Genomic DNA, 16,155 nt, shown 5'->3' on the forward strand with positions numbered 1-16,155 from the left:
TCTTTCTTCCCCCTATTTTTCATTAAGTGAACTATCTCTTAACCCTAAAGCTTTTAGCATTGTTTGGAACTTAGCTGATGTTTCTGCTAACTCATCTTCTGGTTTTGACTCAGCAACAACTCCAGCTCCTGCATATAAACGCAGTGTATTTTCTTGTACTTCAGCACAACGAATTGTAACAATCCATTCTCCATCTCCATTTAAATCGCTCCATCCTAGCATTCCTGTAAAGAACTCGCGGTCAAATGGCTCAATATGCTGTATAGCCTCTCTTGCTTTTTCCATCGGAGTTCCGCAAACTGCTGGCGTAGGATGAAGGGCAATTGCTAATTGTAAAGAAGAAGTATTTGGATCCTTCAGTTCACCTTTCACTTCTGTAGACAAATGCCACATCGCTTCACTATGAATAACTGATGGCTTTTCTGGAACATGTAATGTATGACAATACGGACGAAGTGCAGCGGCAACCGCTTCCACTACTACCGCATGTTCATGTAAATCTTTTGGAGAAGAAAGTAATTCCTCTGCTCTTCTTTTATCTTCTACTGGGTCCTCACTACGTGGCCTTGAACCAGCTAACGGGTTAGAAATAACTTGCATACCATTACGTGAAACAAGTAATTCAGGACTTGCTCCAATTAGCGTCTTACTGTTCTCTTTTTCATCTTTCGGTAAATTCACAGCAAATGTATAACCATGCTTATTATGCTCTGCTAATTCTCGCAGAAGTTTTTGCTTATCAATCTTTTCCGAAGATTTAACATCTAACGATCTAGATAGAACGATTTTCTTTAAATCACCGTCCTGTATTTTTTTAATTCCTTGCTTCACACCATTCATATAAACTTCAGGGTCTGGCATTGGCGTCATTTCAAATGTTACGTTCTCATTTGTTTCAAGCTGATTTGTTGTATCCAATTGTAAACGCTCAGAAATCCTACTATATTCTGGTACGATAAGTTGCACTTCTTTTCTACGATCGAATGGCAAAGCACCCACAACGATAGGATTTGGATTTCCAGCTTGTTTCGCATTACTTAATGTCGCTTGCACAAGCTCTGGGAAATTTTCAATTTCACGATGCTTTACTGTAGTAAACTCTCCTTCTGCTAATATCGTTCGAGTTGGTGAAGCAAAAAAGAATGAAGATTCAGTCTTATAATCTTCTAAAAGTTTTTCTGACAATTCCTTTACAGCTATATGTTCATTCATAATATAATAACCTCCTGAATTTTGATTAAACTCCTAACGTAGCACCGCCATCGACACATAAATTGTGCATTGTAATATGACTTGCTCTATCTGAGGCTAAAAATAACACGGCTTCAGCAACTTCTGAAGGTTGTGCAATTTTTTGTAATGGAATTCCGAGTCTATATGTATTTTGAGAACCAGCAATTATATTTTTAGCTCCATTCTCATCAGCCCATAGTAATCTTTGCATCTCAGTTTCAGTAGAACCTGGAGAAACTAAGTTGCAGCGTATATTGTATGCCGCAAGCTCTAGTCCTAAACATTTCATAAACATCGTCGTTGCAGCCTTTGACGCAGCATACGCAGCCATCTCCATTCTCGGCGTATTTGCCGCATTTGAACCGACTGTAACAATTGCCCCTGATTTTCTTAGCATCATATTTTTACTTACCGCTCGGGACATATTGAAAACCCCTGTAGTATTTACAGAGAATGTTTTATTCCAATCTTCATCACTTAACGAATGAATTGGTCCCATACGTAAAACCCCTGCAACATTTATTAAAATATCTATTGGCGCTATTTCATTTGCAATATGATTTACCATGTCTTCAACAGCAGCGCTATTACTCACATCTAAACGAAACGTTTTCATACGTGTTTTATTTAATTCATTTTGATTTAAGAGTACATTTAACCCCTCTTCATTTTGATCAACCGCAATAACTGTGGCTCCTCTTTCTAAAAACATTTTGGCAACAACACTGCCTATGCCTTGTGCTGCACCTGTTACTAAAACTGTTTGCCCATCAAATTCCCCTAAGTTCATTTTCTCTATCCTTTCACATAAACATTAATTTCATTAAGTAACATAAATGATATTGATTTTCATTATCAGTGATGTTATAAAAAATAATACACTTACTAAACTAATTGGTCAAGTGCGCATTACTTTAAAATCCATTTTATTGATAATGTTTTTCATTTACTATCTTACACCGAAATGATAATGTTTCTCAATAAACTTGTCAATCTTTTTTATTTTTCAGATAAAGTATTTTAATGCTTCTTAATAAAATCATATCTAAACGCATTAAATGTACTTATATTATAAATAAAATTCAAACTCCTCTTTTAAAATTGAAGAAGATAAACTAGAGATACGTTCATTTACAATGCTTTATGAAAAACTCAAGTATATATTTTCTCAATATTTTTCTGAAAATATATCTTACAAATACTAATGAATGTCTTCTTTATCATTTAAGATTTAATATATATTTCGAATATGATGTATCAATTTATTATATTCCAAATGGGTATTCCACTCACTTTTACATCTATAAAAATCACAAAAGTAATTTAACCTTGTTAAAATAACTCATAAAAAGCATCCTAATTAATAGAATAGGATGCTTTTTCGTAATCATAGTGTTATAGAAGATTTGTATACTTATGCTACGCTGCGATACTCTTCTTCTTGTTCCTTTTTCTGTTTAGGTGCTTGAATTAAAATTGCGATAATGAATGACACGACACATAATACACCGATCACCATGAACGTTGGTTTGAATCCACCTAGAAGTGCACCGATAAAGGAACCTGCAAGCGCCCCAAATCCAAATCCTTGATACACAATTCCGTAGTTCTTACTATGGTTTTTCATACCGAAGAAATCACCAACAATAGCTGGGAAAATAGTGATATTTCCACCAAAGCAAAACGCTACACTTGCTACACATACGAAGTAAATACCATAATTTAAATCTACAAAACTTAGAACTAAGACTGAACTCGCCATAACAACAAAAGTACCAGTAACGATTTTTAAACGCCCAATTTTATCCGATAACGGTCCTAAAATGATACGACCTAATGTATTGAAGATTGCAACCATAGCCACCGCATTAGCTGCTGTTGCTGCGCTAAGTCCTACAAGTTGAACACCAATGTCTTTTACCATACCAATTAAGTATAAGCCACTCATACATGATGTAAATAACATGATAAATAATAAGTATACTTGTTTTGTGCCTAACATTTCTTTCGTTGTGTATTCCTTAGTTTTTGTTTCATGAACTGCTCCTTGATCTGCAGCTTGATGGATTAAACAAGCACCAATTACAATCATAGCTGTAACAATTAAACCCCAGTATATAAATGCTTGCGATACACCAACTGATTCAATCAACTGTGCATTAACGTATTTAAAGATTAAGCTACCTGAACCATATGCAGAGACAGAAATACCAGCAATTAAACCTTTACGCTCTGGAAACCACTTTATTAAATTTGATAGTGAAGTGATATATGCTGTACCATCTGCATAACCTACAACAACTCCCGCTAGTACATAAAGTAATATTAATGAGGACGCTTGTGAGCTAAGTATTAATCCTAGTCCTAATGCTAATCCAGCTATCATAATAAGTTTACGAAGTCCCCATTTTTCTTGCAATTTACTCGCAAATAAAGTTGAAAATGCTAAAGAAAGACTAGTAATTGAGAAAGTTATCGCAACAGCGTTAAGACTCCAACCGTATTTACTAACTAAAGGCTGATTGAATAAACTCCATGTATATATCGTCCCAAGCCCCATTTGTACTATAACTGTGCCAAGGACAACAAACCATGGATTAACAGTTGATTTTTTCATACCTTTCCGCCTCCTCTTTCTATTTCAATGCTATTCGCTAAATTTACTTTTTTATGTTCATTTTGGTCACCTCTTTTGATTTGACACCTTCATTGTATAAGATGTTTTCGTTTATGTAAGCACTTACAAAACAGAGCGTCAAAAACGTAGAATCAGTTACAAAAAACGAAGGATGAAATACAAAAACTACTTATTAAATACGTAACACTTATTTAATAAGTAGTTTTTATATAAGATCGATTTACATTTATTTTTGAACTCTTTTTAAAGTGAAACAATAAAACCGTCTCTTTACTATTTATTAAAGAGACGGTTTTATTAGGTCAATTCATAAGCCTGACTTTTTATACGTTTATAATTGTTTCTTCAAATGTAACAATTGGCTCTACAAATTCCATCATAATGAAAGCATTTTTAATACGTCTTGTTAAAACTTCTTTTAATTCTGCACACATTTCTTCTGTAAGTGATTTTACAAATACAAAGTTGTGATAATAAATCACACTCTTCTCTTTACTTAATGGGTTTAAAAACATCCCCTCTTTTGTAACGAGAGCATTAGAATGCCCCGATAAAGTTGAAAGAAACGTCTCTAAAATTTTTATTTCTCTTTTTGAAAACGATTCTTCACAAACTACTTTAATATTCATTTCTGTTATCATTTATATATTCCCCCAACCATTTTTTCACAAGGGGATACTATAATACTATTAAATTTTCACAAGACTCCCCTTGTCGTTCATAAAATTCACCAGAAAACTAAGTTGACTAACTTGTTTTTTCCCTTTATTCATATAAATCTCTCCTTTCGTATATATTACTTCTCCATTTGTAATTGATTACCTTTTTATATTAAAGTTTTTCTATGTTTTTAATTGGAATTTTACCAATTAGAGATCTTATTAATAAACGTATATTTTCTTATACTCCTGAAAAAACTTTACTTATCTACTTTACGTTTTGTGCTACATAGTGTCTGTTTTTTGAATAATTTGTTTCTCTGCAGTATTTACATAGAAATATTGTTTCGCTAATGCTGAAAACAATTTACTTTGCTTATAATAAAGTGAAACTTTAATCAACCCTCACCAATCGGGCTTTTATGGGCAGCAGGGCCCCCACCTAACTTCTTTGCTTCCACTGAATTTTGAGGTGGGGGTCTTACTGCCCAGCAAATAGCGGGATAAACTTAAATAAAATATAACTTTTAACATAAGAGTACTTTATACTTTTCTATTAGAGAACAAATTTTTTCCCAATAAATAAAACTAAATATTCACTAATATATCTATCCGTGGTTTAATATATATAATAAAAAATATTTCTGTCTTTAATGAGGAGGTACTATGAAAGCAAACGTAGGGGATACTATACTTTTCAACGAAATAATTTAAAGATTACAGGATCTGTATTAAAACTTTATACTGAATCGGTCTTAGTTGAAATTACAAATGTAAGCGGTGGTACTTTTGAATTTGATCGAACAATTGTAAATCATAAAAACTATAAAGTTTTAAATACAAATACATAAAACAACACAAAATAGCCCCTGCTCAACAGCAGGGGCTATTTTATATAAAAATATTTCACTAGTTTATATACCTAAAACATTAACAATCTTACTCGCTTTTAAATTGTTAATATGATAATAAATTTCTAAACCTCTTCTCTCTGCTCGTAACACTTTACCCTTCATTTTTGATAAATGTTGTGAAACAGTAGATTGCGGAATATTCAGTAACTCTGTTAATTGTGTTACATTACAAGTTTTTCTCGTACTTAATTCATTTACAATTTGCAGTCTGATTGGATGCGCCATAATTTTTAAAATATCTACATCTTCTTCTGAAACTAAAGTTTTTCTCATTTCACTCGTATATGTTGTCATAAGACATTCCCCTTTATATGAATTCCATATTCATAAGATCTATTTCAAATTTTTTAAAACCCTTGATTAAAACTTTCATATAGAAATAAAAGGATTTTAAATTTTTGAAAACAGAACTTACATTCACTTTATTTATTTGGTACATATACATAATACAATGTTAATATGTGCTCTATGTGAAGTTCACATAAATTTGTGATGAAGATTTACTTAGCCACTCGCATCCTACTCATCTAATTACTCACTGCGTAAAATCATCAGTTATTTTAACACATTTTAGGCGTTTGTATATACTATTTATAAAGTGAAACTTTAATCAGTGGGGCTTTTGTTCATCCCCCACTGATTATCAGCCCTCACCAATCGGGCTTTTACGGGCAGCAGGGCCCCACCTAAATTCTTTGCTTCCCCTGAATTTTTAGATGTGGGTCTTACTGCACGGCAAATAGCGAGATAAAACAACTTTTATAAAGGAGGATTCATATGCCTACAGCGTTACAAGAAGAAGTCGAAGAAGCACGGGAAACATATGTCAGTCGTATCATCTTAGTTGGAGGATCGACTTTATTTTTAGTAGGCGGGGTTATCTCAGCAATTTCAGCTTTTAAAGCTTATAATCGTTTGGAGAATACGCCGCCTTCTACAGATAATTCATAGATATTTTATAAAATAAAACGTCGCCTCCAATATGAAGAGACGACGTTTTATTATTCATACATATGACACTAAAAGTATCGGTAGATTCCCTACTCCATTTTTTAAGCTTACTTCACCACAAACCGCGTCTGACTACATCCATCCTTCTGCTTCGTTACTTCTAATACAGCTGGCATTGCGTTTTTCAGCTCTTGTACGTGTGAAATGACACCGATAAATCGGCCTGATTTTTGTAAGTCAATTAAGGCGTCTACTGCTTTCGTTAATGATTCTTCATCTAATGAACCGAACCCTTCATCGATGAACATCGTTTCGATGGAAATACCACCTTCATATGCTTGAATGACATCTGCCATTCCTAGCGCTAGGCAAAGTGATGCATTAAATTTCTCTCCGCCGGATAGTGTTTTTACATCGCGTGTTTGGCCAGTATATGCATCGTACACATCTAAGCCTAATCCACTTTGACGATTTCTCTTTTCAACTCGTTCACTTCGTTTTAAATAAAATTGTCCGTTTGATAATTTACGTAATCGTTCGTTTGCAATTTGAACAATTTGTTCTAAATACTCAATTAAGATGTAACGTTCAAATGATATACGGCTCTCGTTATCACCTTTCATTACTTCATATAAGTCAACAAGTTCTTGGAAGGCTTTTTCTTCCTCATGAATTTGCTCATCAATACGTCTAATGTTTTCATGTAAATCAGAAATATATGTTACCGCATTTTGCGCACGTTGACGTTTTTCTTTAATGATATCGAGATTAATTTGTAATTCTGTTATGTGTTCACCTAACGCTGTAATATCCATATACTCTTTATCTTTTAATTCAGCTTGTAACTCTTCAATTTGTTTTGCAAGCACTTCAAGCGATGAATAATAACCTTGAATTTCTTTTTGTAACATTTCCATCTCGTGATCGCTTAATTTGGCTTCTTTATACGTGAATTCGTCTGTAAACCCGCTTTGTTCTAGCTCTTTCATAAAGCGTGCGAAAGTCTCTTCTTTCTTTAATTTTGCACTTTCAAATTGATTAGAAGCACCTTTTTGTTCTGCTTGAATACGTATATTTTCATTTTGCCAATGCTGATACGCTTCCTGCACTTTCTTCCATTCGTCCTCCATTAACCTAAGTTCCTGCATAGCTTGGTCAAACTGTGCTTTCCAAGCTTGTACTGTTTGTAAGTTTTCTGGAATATTTCGTTTATCATGTTCATATGACGTACGAAGTTGCATACACTCCATTTCTGTACGGTGCTGCATTGTTTCCACTTCTCGTTTTTGTTTCTGAAGTTCTTCTATTTTTTCTTCTACGCTTTTCATGTTCGCAGCAATCTGCTTACGTGTTTCTTCACTTGCTTTTAACGTATTAACGTCTGCAGCTAATTGTTTTCCTTTTTGAACAAGTGCACTATATGTTTCAGCTAATTTTTCCGAGTTGTAGCCGCGCTTCACAACTTCTTCTATCACTTGTTCATATTGTAGTCGATAGAAATTCCATTTCTCCTCTACTTGCACATGTAATTTTTCAGCAATGTTCTTCTTATCTCTTAAATCGTTTAACTCTTTTTCATCGATCGCATTACTTTGTTCTGTAGCTTTTTGCGGATGATTCGTACTACCACATACCGGACAAGATTCACCGTCATGTAAATGAAGAGCTAATATACCAGCTTGTTCACTTAACCAGCGGCGCTCCATGTTTTCATATGCACGAACTGCCACTTGCATTTTATTATTTGCCGCTTCTTTTTCTTGCTCGAATTTTTGTTTTTCTTGCCAAACATCATATGCTTGCTTTAAAACTTTTGCATCTTCTCGCATATTCGTTAGTTCTTCTACTTTAGCTACATATTGCTCAAGTGCTTGTTCTAATTGCTGCAATTCATCAGACATTCTCTGTTTTTTGTTTGTATGCTCTTCTAGTTGTTGATCTAACTTTTGCATACTTTCTTTTAATTTCCCTATTTGGATTTCGGTATTTTGTAAATTCAGCTTTCTCTCAGCTAATGATTCAATAATCGCTTGTAACTCTTCTAATCTTTGAACAAGTTTTTTAGCCTCTTCTCGCTCAGCTTCTTTATTCTTTACTACTTCATACTTCTCCTGAGCAAGTTCAAAGCTATTCATTATCTGTTCTTGTTTGACGCTTATCTGTTTTAACAAACTTTCAGCTTTCTGCTCATTTTCCATCGCTTCTTCATACCATTGTTCAAATGGTAATAAGCGCTTTGCTTGTTCCGCACGTTTAAAGGATTTTTCTTTCTTTTCAATTGCTGCACGGTTCTCTTGTAAAGTGTTATATTTCTCATTCTTTTGTTGTAAATCTATAAATTTCTCATTTACAGATTTTGCTGCATGAAAACGTGTTTCTGCATCCTTTAATTGCTTCGTTTGAACATCTTGTTCTACTTGTAATTGCTCAACCTCTGCCTTATACACGGTTGTTTCTTGTTCTAACGCTTCTACTACTTGATGCGTATTTACATGTTCTTGTGCCACTAATTTCTCTAATAATGCTCCATCACGGATTGGTAATTTAAAAACATTACGGAAATAGAGCTCTCTCTCTTTTTGTTTTTCTTGCAAGACATCTTTCCATTGTTTTCTCTTTTGATCAAGTAACTCACGCATTAATTTATAACGATCCGTTTTAAAAATACGACGTAAAATCTCTTCTTTGTTTTCCGTCTCAGATGTTAATAGTTTTCGGAATTCCCCTTGGGGTAACATAACAATTTGGCTAAATTGATGTTTACTTAACCCAATTAAATCTTCCACTTTTTTGTTTACGTCTGTTACATGAAAACGATCGACGGCTGGAACGTTTTCTCCATCAATAACTTCATATAATTCTACTGCATGTCCTGTAATGGTCTTATTCCCTTGTTTTTTATGTCCAAGTTGCCGTTTTATTTCATAGCGTTTCCCTTTTAACTGAAAGGTTAATTCAACACTTGTATAAACATTATCATCAGCAAATTGACTTCGAAGCATGCTCGTATCACTACGTTCTTCTCCACTAGCCTCACCATATAACACATAACAAATCGCATCAAAAATCGTTGTTTTTCCAGCTCCCGTATTCCCAGAAATAGCGAAAATACGATGTTCTCCAAGATCTTCAAAATCGATTACTTCTTTCTGTTTATATGGCCCGAATGCTGTCATAATAAGCTGAATCGGTCTCATCCTCGTTCACCTTCCCGTTCTTGCACTGTTTGTAATACATCTATAAATAGGCGTTCTTTCTCTTCTGATAAATCTAACCCTTTCATTTCTTTATAGAAAGCCTTTAAAAGAGATAAATCATCCGTTTTATGTCTTGAAACCGTTACTTCATTTGTATCTGTGAGTTCTCGCCTTTGCATCGCTCTTTCAACGTGCATTGCATTTGGATATACAGATCGTATTTTCTCCATTGGCTGTAAGACAGGGTTTTCGTCTAATAATTTTACAAATACGTAATCTTCACTTACTGGGTGCTGTAATAATTCATCTATTTTCGCTTCTACTGTTCGCATTTTACGACGTGGTGAAAGTAACCTTTTTTCAATTGCTACTTCACCAGTTTCATTCAGTTCTACAATGTAATAACCTTTTTTATGTTTCTCTTCAGAAATTGAATAGGCAAGTGGTGAACCTGAATATCGAATCGTCTCATTACGTACGAAATGCGCTTGATGTAAATGTCCAAGCGCTGTGTAATGAAACTTATCAAAATAATGACTATTTACATATTCAGCACCACCAATTGAAAGTGGTCGTTCTGCATCACTTGTATTCTCCTCCGCTTCTCCTGAAGAAGTTACAAATGCATGTCCAACAAATACATGTCTAGCTTCTTTATCCATCGTTTCAGAGAGCTCATTCATAAAAATGCGCATCGCATCATCATGAGAACGTACGTCTTCATTTTTCAACACGTGCCTCACTATGCTTGGGTCTGCATACGGTATTAGATGGAAGTGAACCTCTCCATATTCATCATTTAGTACAACAGGTTCGTACGGGAATTGAAATTGACCTACAATATGTAATCCTTGTTTTTTCATTAAACTACTTCCAAAATGGATACGATCCGGACTATCATGATTACCAGCTACTGCAATAACTGGTGTTTGTAAATCAATAACTATTTTTTGCAGCACATCATTTAATAAGTCTACTGCTTCTGTAGGTGGAATTGCTCGGTCATATAAATCCCCTGCAATAATTACAGCATCTGGTTTTTCTTCTTCAACAGCCTGTACAAACTGATCTAATACAATCTTTTGGTCTTCAGTCATATACACGCCATGAACAAGCTTTCCTAAATGCCAATCCGCTGTATGAAATAACTTCATATTTTTCTACTCCTTTTAATTTACTGATTTTAGTGAAACGAGTTGATAGTTTATTGTAGTTTTTCCGTTCTCCCACTCTAGTTTCAATATCGTTGCACTTCCAATTCTTTCTTCATTTGATTTATATAAAGGCAATATTTCTTGAATTGTAAATAAGTGATAACCATCAATATTAATTGAAATATATTTTCTTCAATATGTAATCTTACTTCTTTTCATTTGAAATAATTTTTGTGTGCATCTCAAATTTCATGATAGATACAACCCTTTTATAATCTCTACATTTTAATAGTATAGTGGCTATGCAAGATTGACAAGTACATACACAGCAAAGTACACACTTTTCTATTGTTATATGCTTTATGTATTTTATATAAAATACGGTATGTGAAATTTACATTTCCCCAAAAATAAAAATGCCTATTGTGACATCTTTATTTTTGTATAAAGTCTTTCATTACATAATATAAAACGGTAATTAAGACGATTGCGACGAAAAATGAGAACACTGCGACAATGTAGCCATCTTTATTTAATAAAATACAGAATGAAATAGATATTATAAAAATCGGAAATACGAGACGTACTTTATCCTTCACTTCTTCTGTCGTATCTGTATGATGAAAATACTGCGTTATTCCTATCATTAAAAAAGACAAAATAATAACCGACAATAGTAAAGGTCCTGGCATTCCGATTTCTCCTTTCTCTATTTCTAATTCAATGTAAAATTTTTTATTACAATTGTACGATTTATTTTTTCTTCAAACACACTTTTAGAATTGATAATGAACATTTCACACCTATATAATAGCGCTTTTATCATTATAACTTCAAATAATTACACTTACAGTAATGTTGTAATATTCCCCCTCGGTCTCTGAAATCCTGCAAAGATAACTCGTCAAAATATGCAGTGACCAAATTAATATTTACCGTCAACTTTTGACAAAATTTATAAAGGACATTTCAGTACATATCAAGAATTAAGAATAAGAAGATATGTAAGGGAGGATGCATTATGACTGAACAAGTTTTATTTTCTGTTAGTGAAAACGGCGTTGCGACAATTACTTTAAACCGTCCAAAAGCACTTAATTCTTTATCTTATGACATGTTACAACCTATCGGACAAAAACTTAAAGAGTGGGAACACGATGAGCGTATTGCACTTATCGTGTTAAAAGGAGCTGGCACAAAAGGTTTTTGTGCAGGTGGCGACATTAAAACTCTTTATGAAGCGCGTTCCAATGAAGTGGCATTGCAACATGCAGAACGTTTTTTTGAAGAAGAGTATGAAATTGATACATATATTTATCAATATACAAAACCGATTATTGCTTGTTTAGATGGAATTGTAATGGGCGGTGGTGTCGGTCTTACAAATGGTGCGAAGTATCGCATTGTAACTGAGCGTACGAAATGGGCAATGCCAGAGATGAATATCGGCTTCTTCCCAGACGTCGGAGCTGCATATTTCTTAAATAAAGCGCCTGGATATACAGGACGATTCGTTGCTTTAACAGCATCTATTTTAAAAGCTTCTGACGTATTATTTATTAATGCTGCAGATTACTTTATGACATCTGATTCATTACCAGAGTTTCTTACTGAACTTGAAAGTGTAAATTGGCATAAAGAAGATGATGTACATACTAATTTAAAAGAAGTTATTCGTACATTTGCAACTGCTCCAAACTTAGAAAGCGAGCTCGCTCCTTCATTAGAAGTAATCAATTCACATTTTGCTTTCGATACAATTGAAGAAATCATCCATTCATTGGAGAAAGATGAAAGTTCCTTTGCTCTAAAAACGAAAGAAACACTGTTATCAAAATCCCCTATTTCACTAAAAGTAACATTAAAACAGTTTATTGATGGACAAGATAAATCCGTTGAAGAATGTTTCGCTACGGACCTTATACTTGCTAAAAACTTCATGAGACATGAAGATTTCTTCGAAGGAGTACGCTCCGTTGTCGTTGATAAAGATCAAAATCCGAATTATAAATATAAACAGTTAAGTGACGTTTCAGAAGAAGATGTGAATCGTTTCTTTAACTTACTTAATGCATAAAATGAAATTGTCATGAGGGGATATTTTGTTCATCCCCCACCTAACTTCTTTGCTTCAGCTAAATCTTGTGCGGTGAAAATCTTACTACCCGCAAATAGCGGTATAAAATCGAGGCTATATAGTAGTGTAATTACAGCTACTATACAGCCTTTTTTATTTAGTTATTTTTAATAAAATTTAATTTTATTAAATCCATTTTTGTGCTACACTGATTTTAATCAAATATTCTAAAAATAAAAAGGAGGGGCGGCTATGATAGAAAATTATCTTCTTTTCATCATTATGTCTATTTGCCTTATCATTTTACCTGGTCCAGATACAGCAATGGCTACGAAAAATACATTGGTTGCTGGTAAAGTCGGTGGAGTGAAAACAGTGTTTGGTACATGTATTGCACTATTAATTCATACTTTAGCTGCTGTAATTGGTCTTTCTGCACTTATTGTAAAGTCAGCTCTTTTATTTTCTATTTTCAAGTACGTTGGGGCTCTCTATTTAATATATATCGGTATTAAAGCCCTTTTAGCAGTAAGAAACAAAGAAAACTTAGATACAAATGATCTATCTTTGAATAATGAAAACGAACATACTTCTTGCTTTCGCCAAGGATTTCTTACAAATTTATTAAATCCTAAAGTAGCAGTCTTCTTTTTAACTTTTTTACCACAATTTTTAAATTCAAATCATAATACATTTATTCAACTTCTTGTAATGGGCCTTACTTACCTCGTTTTAACAGTCATTTGGTTTGCATTTTATATATTTTTAATTGATAAAATTAGTGCTTTTATGAAAAAACCGAAGACGCAACGTTATATTCAAGGGCTAACAGGAGTCGTCCTAATTGGATTTGGTATTAAACTAGCTTTTGAAAAAAATAATTAACAAGACGAAAACCACCACTATTAATAGTGGTGGTTTTCATCTAATAACTGATTTGGTTGTTTACTCTATATTAAAACCAGCGCTCAGTTACAACTTTTTTACGTGTATAGAATTGAACGCCATCTGTACCATTTGTACCTAAATCACCAAAGAATGAAGCTTTATTTCCTGCAAATGCGAAGAATGCCATTGGTGCTGGAACGTTTACGTTTACACCAATCATACCAGCATCGATATTATCACGGAATGTTTGTGCATGTTTACCATTTGACGTATAAATAACCGCACCATTTGCAAATTTAGATTGATTTGTTAGTTTAATACCTTCTTCTAAATCTTTAACACGTACAATACTTAATACTGGAGCAAAAATTTCATCTTGCCAAATTTTCATTTCTTGATTCACGCCATCAAAGATTGTCGCACCTACAAAGTAACCTTCTCCAACTTCTTCATTAATTTTACGGCCATCTACTAATAAAGTTGCCCCATCTGCTACACCGCTATTAATATAGCCTAAAACGCGCTCTTTATGAGATTCACGGATTAATGGTCCAACATAGTTATCTTCGTTAAAGCCATCGCCTACTTTTAATTTTTTCGTTTCTGCTACTAATACATCAATAAATTCATCAGCAATTTCATCCACTACTGCTACTACTGAGCATGCCATGCAGCGCTCTCCACTACTTGCAAATGCAGATCCAATTACACCTTGTACTGTTTTCTCAAGATTGCAATCTGGCATTACAATCGCATGGTTTTTCGCACCTGCTAATGCTTGTACACGTTTTCCGTGTTTCGTACCTGTTTCATATACGTAACGAGCTACCGGCTCAGAGCCAACGAACGAAACAGCCTGAATATCTTTATTTTCTAAAATGCTATTTACAACATCTTTTCCGCCTTGCACTAAATTTAATACGCCTTTTGGGAAACCTGCTTCATAGAATAATTCTACAAGTCGCTCCGCTAAAAGTGGCGTTCTTTCAGATGTTTTTAATACGAATGTATTACCGCAAGCAATTGCAAGTGGGAACATCCATAACGGAATCATCATCGGGAAGTTAAACGGTGTAATACCAGCAACAACTCCGATTGGGTAGCGCCAAATCGATCCATCAATTCCGCTAGCGATATTCGGAAGTGCTTGACCCATCATTAAATTTGGCGTAGATGTTGCAAGTTCTACCGCTTCAATACCACGCTGTACTTCACCTGTTGCATCCGTTAGCGTCTTACCATTTTCTAGCGTAATGATTTTTGCAAGCTCATCTTTGTTTTCTTGTAATAGCTGTAAATATTTATATAAATTTCTTGAACGATTTGGAACTGGTACTTTAGACCATGTTTCGAATGCTGCTTTTGCCGCTTCAACAGCTTTTTCAACATCTTCTTTTGGAGATAGTGGAACGTAAGCGATAATTTTTCCAGTCGCTGGATTTGGAACTGCTTCTACTTCCGTACCTGTCGATTCAACCCACTCACCGTTAATGTGATTTTTTACTCGTTTAATTTCAGTTGTAATCATTGTATTCTCTCCTTTGTATAATTTATTTTTGATTAGAAATTAATTGCTCGCTAACTTTCTTATATAAAGCAGCCATATCGTTTTCACCATATCCAGCTTGACTCGCTTCGTCATATACGTTTAATAACATTTCGCTTACCGGTAAATGGAGTTCGCTTTCCTTAGCTAAGTCAACTGCAAATCCTAAATCTTTCTTCAACAAGTTCACAGTAAATCCTGGCTCGTAGTTTTCAGGTGCTATAAAACTTTTATAATTACGTTCATAAATTCTACTTTGACCGTAACTTACATTTAAAATATCAAACATTTTATCTAAATCCATATTATTCTTTTTCGCTAATGTTAAAGCTTCACTCACACCAGCTGTATAAAAACCAATTAATAAATTATTAATTAACTTAACAGTTGTACCACTATCAATCTGCTCACTAACGTGGAAAATGTTCGCGCCTAGTACGCCCATGATAGATTCCGTTTTCTCATATACGTCTTTCGATCCACCAACCATAAACGTTAATGTACGGTTTTCGGCTCCTATTACACCACCGCTCACAGGTGCTGCTAAAAAGTCTACTTTCTTTTCCTTTGCAGCTTCCTCTAACTGTTTGTTTAACTGCGGCGATACCGTACTTGTATCAATGAAAACTACATTCGAGTGACCATTTTCAAATAATCCTTCTGCTCCAAAATATACCGCTTCAACAGCGCGAGGTGAAGGTAAACTTGTAAAAACTACATCACATGTTTCTGCTAGTTTTGAGATTGATAGACCGATAATTCCGTCTTCTTTTTCAAAGGACGCTTCCGCCTCTTTATTTAAGTCCACGCCATATACTGTGTAACCTGATTTAACTAGATTTTTTGACATTGGAAGGCCCATGTTACCTAAACCGATAAAACCAATCTTTTTCATATC

At 34.2% G+C, this 16,155-nt stretch carries 13 protein-coding genes and 2 pseudogenes; 4 read left to right on the plus strand and 11 right to left on the minus strand.

The features are described 5' to 3' along the window. Window positions 1–12 precede the first annotated feature (12 nt). The 4 genes from dhbC to IQ781_RS04025 all read right to left on the minus strand — a co-directional run bounded on the left by dhbC (window position 13) and on the right by IQ781_RS04025 (window position 4,512). Window positions 13–1,212, minus strand: coding sequence for an isochorismate synthase DhbC (gene dhbC / locus IQ781_RS04010; protein ID WP_001002068.1), 1,200 nt, complete (start codon window positions 1,210–1,212; stop codon window positions 13–15). Between the two features lie 25 nt (window positions 1,213–1,237). Then, window positions 1,238–2,023 carry a 2,3-dihydro-2,3-dihydroxybenzoate dehydrogenase gene (gene dhbA, locus IQ781_RS04015; RefSeq protein ID WP_001048437.1) on the minus strand — a complete coding sequence of 262 codons (786 nt, stop codon included), beginning with the start codon at window positions 2,021–2,023 and terminating at the stop codon, window positions 1,238–1,240. 624 nt (window positions 2,024–2,647) lie between these two features. Further along, window positions 2,648–3,850 carry an L-lactate MFS transporter gene (locus IQ781_RS04020; RefSeq protein ID WP_000750111.1) on the minus strand — a complete coding sequence of 401 codons (1,203 nt, stop codon included), beginning with the start codon at window positions 3,848–3,850 and terminating at the stop codon, window positions 2,648–2,650. A gap of 344 nt (window positions 3,851–4,194) precedes the next feature. Beyond that, entirely contained in the window at window positions 4,195–4,512 is a 318-nt protein-coding gene (locus IQ781_RS04025; protein ID WP_000627302.1) for a hypothetical protein, read from the minus strand. A 684-nt stretch (window positions 4,513–5,196) separates the two neighbouring features. Here IQ781_RS04025 and IQ781_RS04030 point away from each other — a divergent pair. Then, window positions 5,197–5,381 (plus strand): annotated as a pseudogene (locus tag IQ781_RS04030) (YkvS family protein). A gap of 63 nt (window positions 5,382–5,444) precedes the next feature. On the opposite strand, the gene IQ781_RS04035 reads toward IQ781_RS04030, so the two are convergent. Then, window positions 5,445–5,738, minus strand: a complete 294-nt coding sequence (locus IQ781_RS04035) for an ArsR/SmtB family transcription factor (RefSeq protein ID WP_242808225.1) — start codon at window positions 5,736–5,738, stop codon at window positions 5,445–5,447. Between the two features lie 483 nt (window positions 5,739–6,221). Between IQ781_RS04035 and IQ781_RS04040 the strand changes: the two genes are divergently transcribed. Next, window positions 6,222–6,395 carry a hypothetical protein gene (locus IQ781_RS04040; protein WP_001141668.1) on the plus strand — a complete coding sequence of 58 codons (174 nt, stop codon included), beginning with the start codon at window positions 6,222–6,224 and terminating at the stop codon, window positions 6,393–6,395. A gap of 107 nt (window positions 6,396–6,502) precedes the next feature. Here the strand turns inward: IQ781_RS04040 and IQ781_RS04045 are convergent, their stop codons facing one another. From IQ781_RS04045 to IQ781_RS04060, 4 genes and pseudogenes are all read right to left on the minus strand, one after another. Beyond that, window positions 6,503–9,592, minus strand: a complete 3,090-nt coding sequence (locus tag IQ781_RS04045; protein WP_139846927.1) for an AAA family ATPase — start codon at window positions 9,590–9,592, stop codon at window positions 6,503–6,505. Further along, a complete protein-coding gene (locus tag IQ781_RS04050; protein ID WP_000765153.1) occupies window positions 9,589–10,746 on the minus strand; it encodes an exonuclease SbcCD subunit D in 1,158 nt (385 codons plus the stop codon). Before IQ781_RS04050 ends, IQ781_RS04045 begins: the two co-directional genes overlap by 4 nt. A 15-nt stretch (window positions 10,747–10,761) precedes the next feature. Beyond that, window positions 10,762–10,999, minus strand: a pseudogene (locus tag IQ781_RS04055) (DUF2584 family protein). Between the two features lie 181 nt (window positions 11,000–11,180). Continuing rightward, complete coding sequence (locus IQ781_RS04060; RefSeq protein WP_001119404.1) at window positions 11,181–11,438, minus strand: hypothetical protein; 258 nt, start codon at window positions 11,436–11,438, stop codon at window positions 11,181–11,183. A gap of 329 nt (window positions 11,439–11,767) precedes the next feature. On the opposite strand from IQ781_RS04060, the gene IQ781_RS04065 reads away from it, so the two are divergent. Both IQ781_RS04065 and IQ781_RS04070 read left to right on the plus strand, forming a co-directional pair. Further along, a complete protein-coding gene (locus IQ781_RS04065) occupies window positions 11,768–12,823 on the plus strand; it encodes an enoyl-CoA hydratase/isomerase family protein (RefSeq protein ID WP_000139777.1) in 1,056 nt (351 codons plus the stop codon). A 252-nt stretch (window positions 12,824–13,075) separates the two neighbouring features. Next, window positions 13,076–13,708 carry a LysE family translocator gene (locus IQ781_RS04070; RefSeq protein WP_139846926.1) on the plus strand — a complete coding sequence of 211 codons (633 nt, stop codon included), beginning with the start codon at window positions 13,076–13,078 and terminating at the stop codon, window positions 13,706–13,708. Between the two features lie 70 nt (window positions 13,709–13,778). On the opposite strand, the gene IQ781_RS04075 is transcribed toward IQ781_RS04070, so the two are convergent. Together IQ781_RS04075 and IQ781_RS04080 are read right to left on the minus strand one after the other, a co-directional pair. Further along, window positions 13,779–15,239: a CoA-acylating methylmalonate-semialdehyde dehydrogenase gene (locus IQ781_RS04075; protein ID WP_000633344.1), complete on the minus strand. Its 1,461-nt coding sequence runs from the start codon at window positions 15,237–15,239 to the stop codon at window positions 13,779–13,781. Between the two features lie 22 nt (window positions 15,240–15,261). Beyond that, a complete protein-coding gene (locus tag IQ781_RS04080) occupies window positions 15,262–16,152 on the minus strand; it encodes an NAD(P)-dependent oxidoreductase (protein ID WP_242808226.1) in 891 nt (296 codons plus the stop codon). Window positions 16,153–16,155 lie beyond the last annotated feature (3 nt).

Origin of the sequence: Bacillus sp. N447-1 (assembly GCF_022701035.1) — a bacterium.
GTDB lineage: Bacteria > Bacillota > Bacilli > Bacillales > Bacillaceae_G > Bacillus_A > Bacillus_A cereus.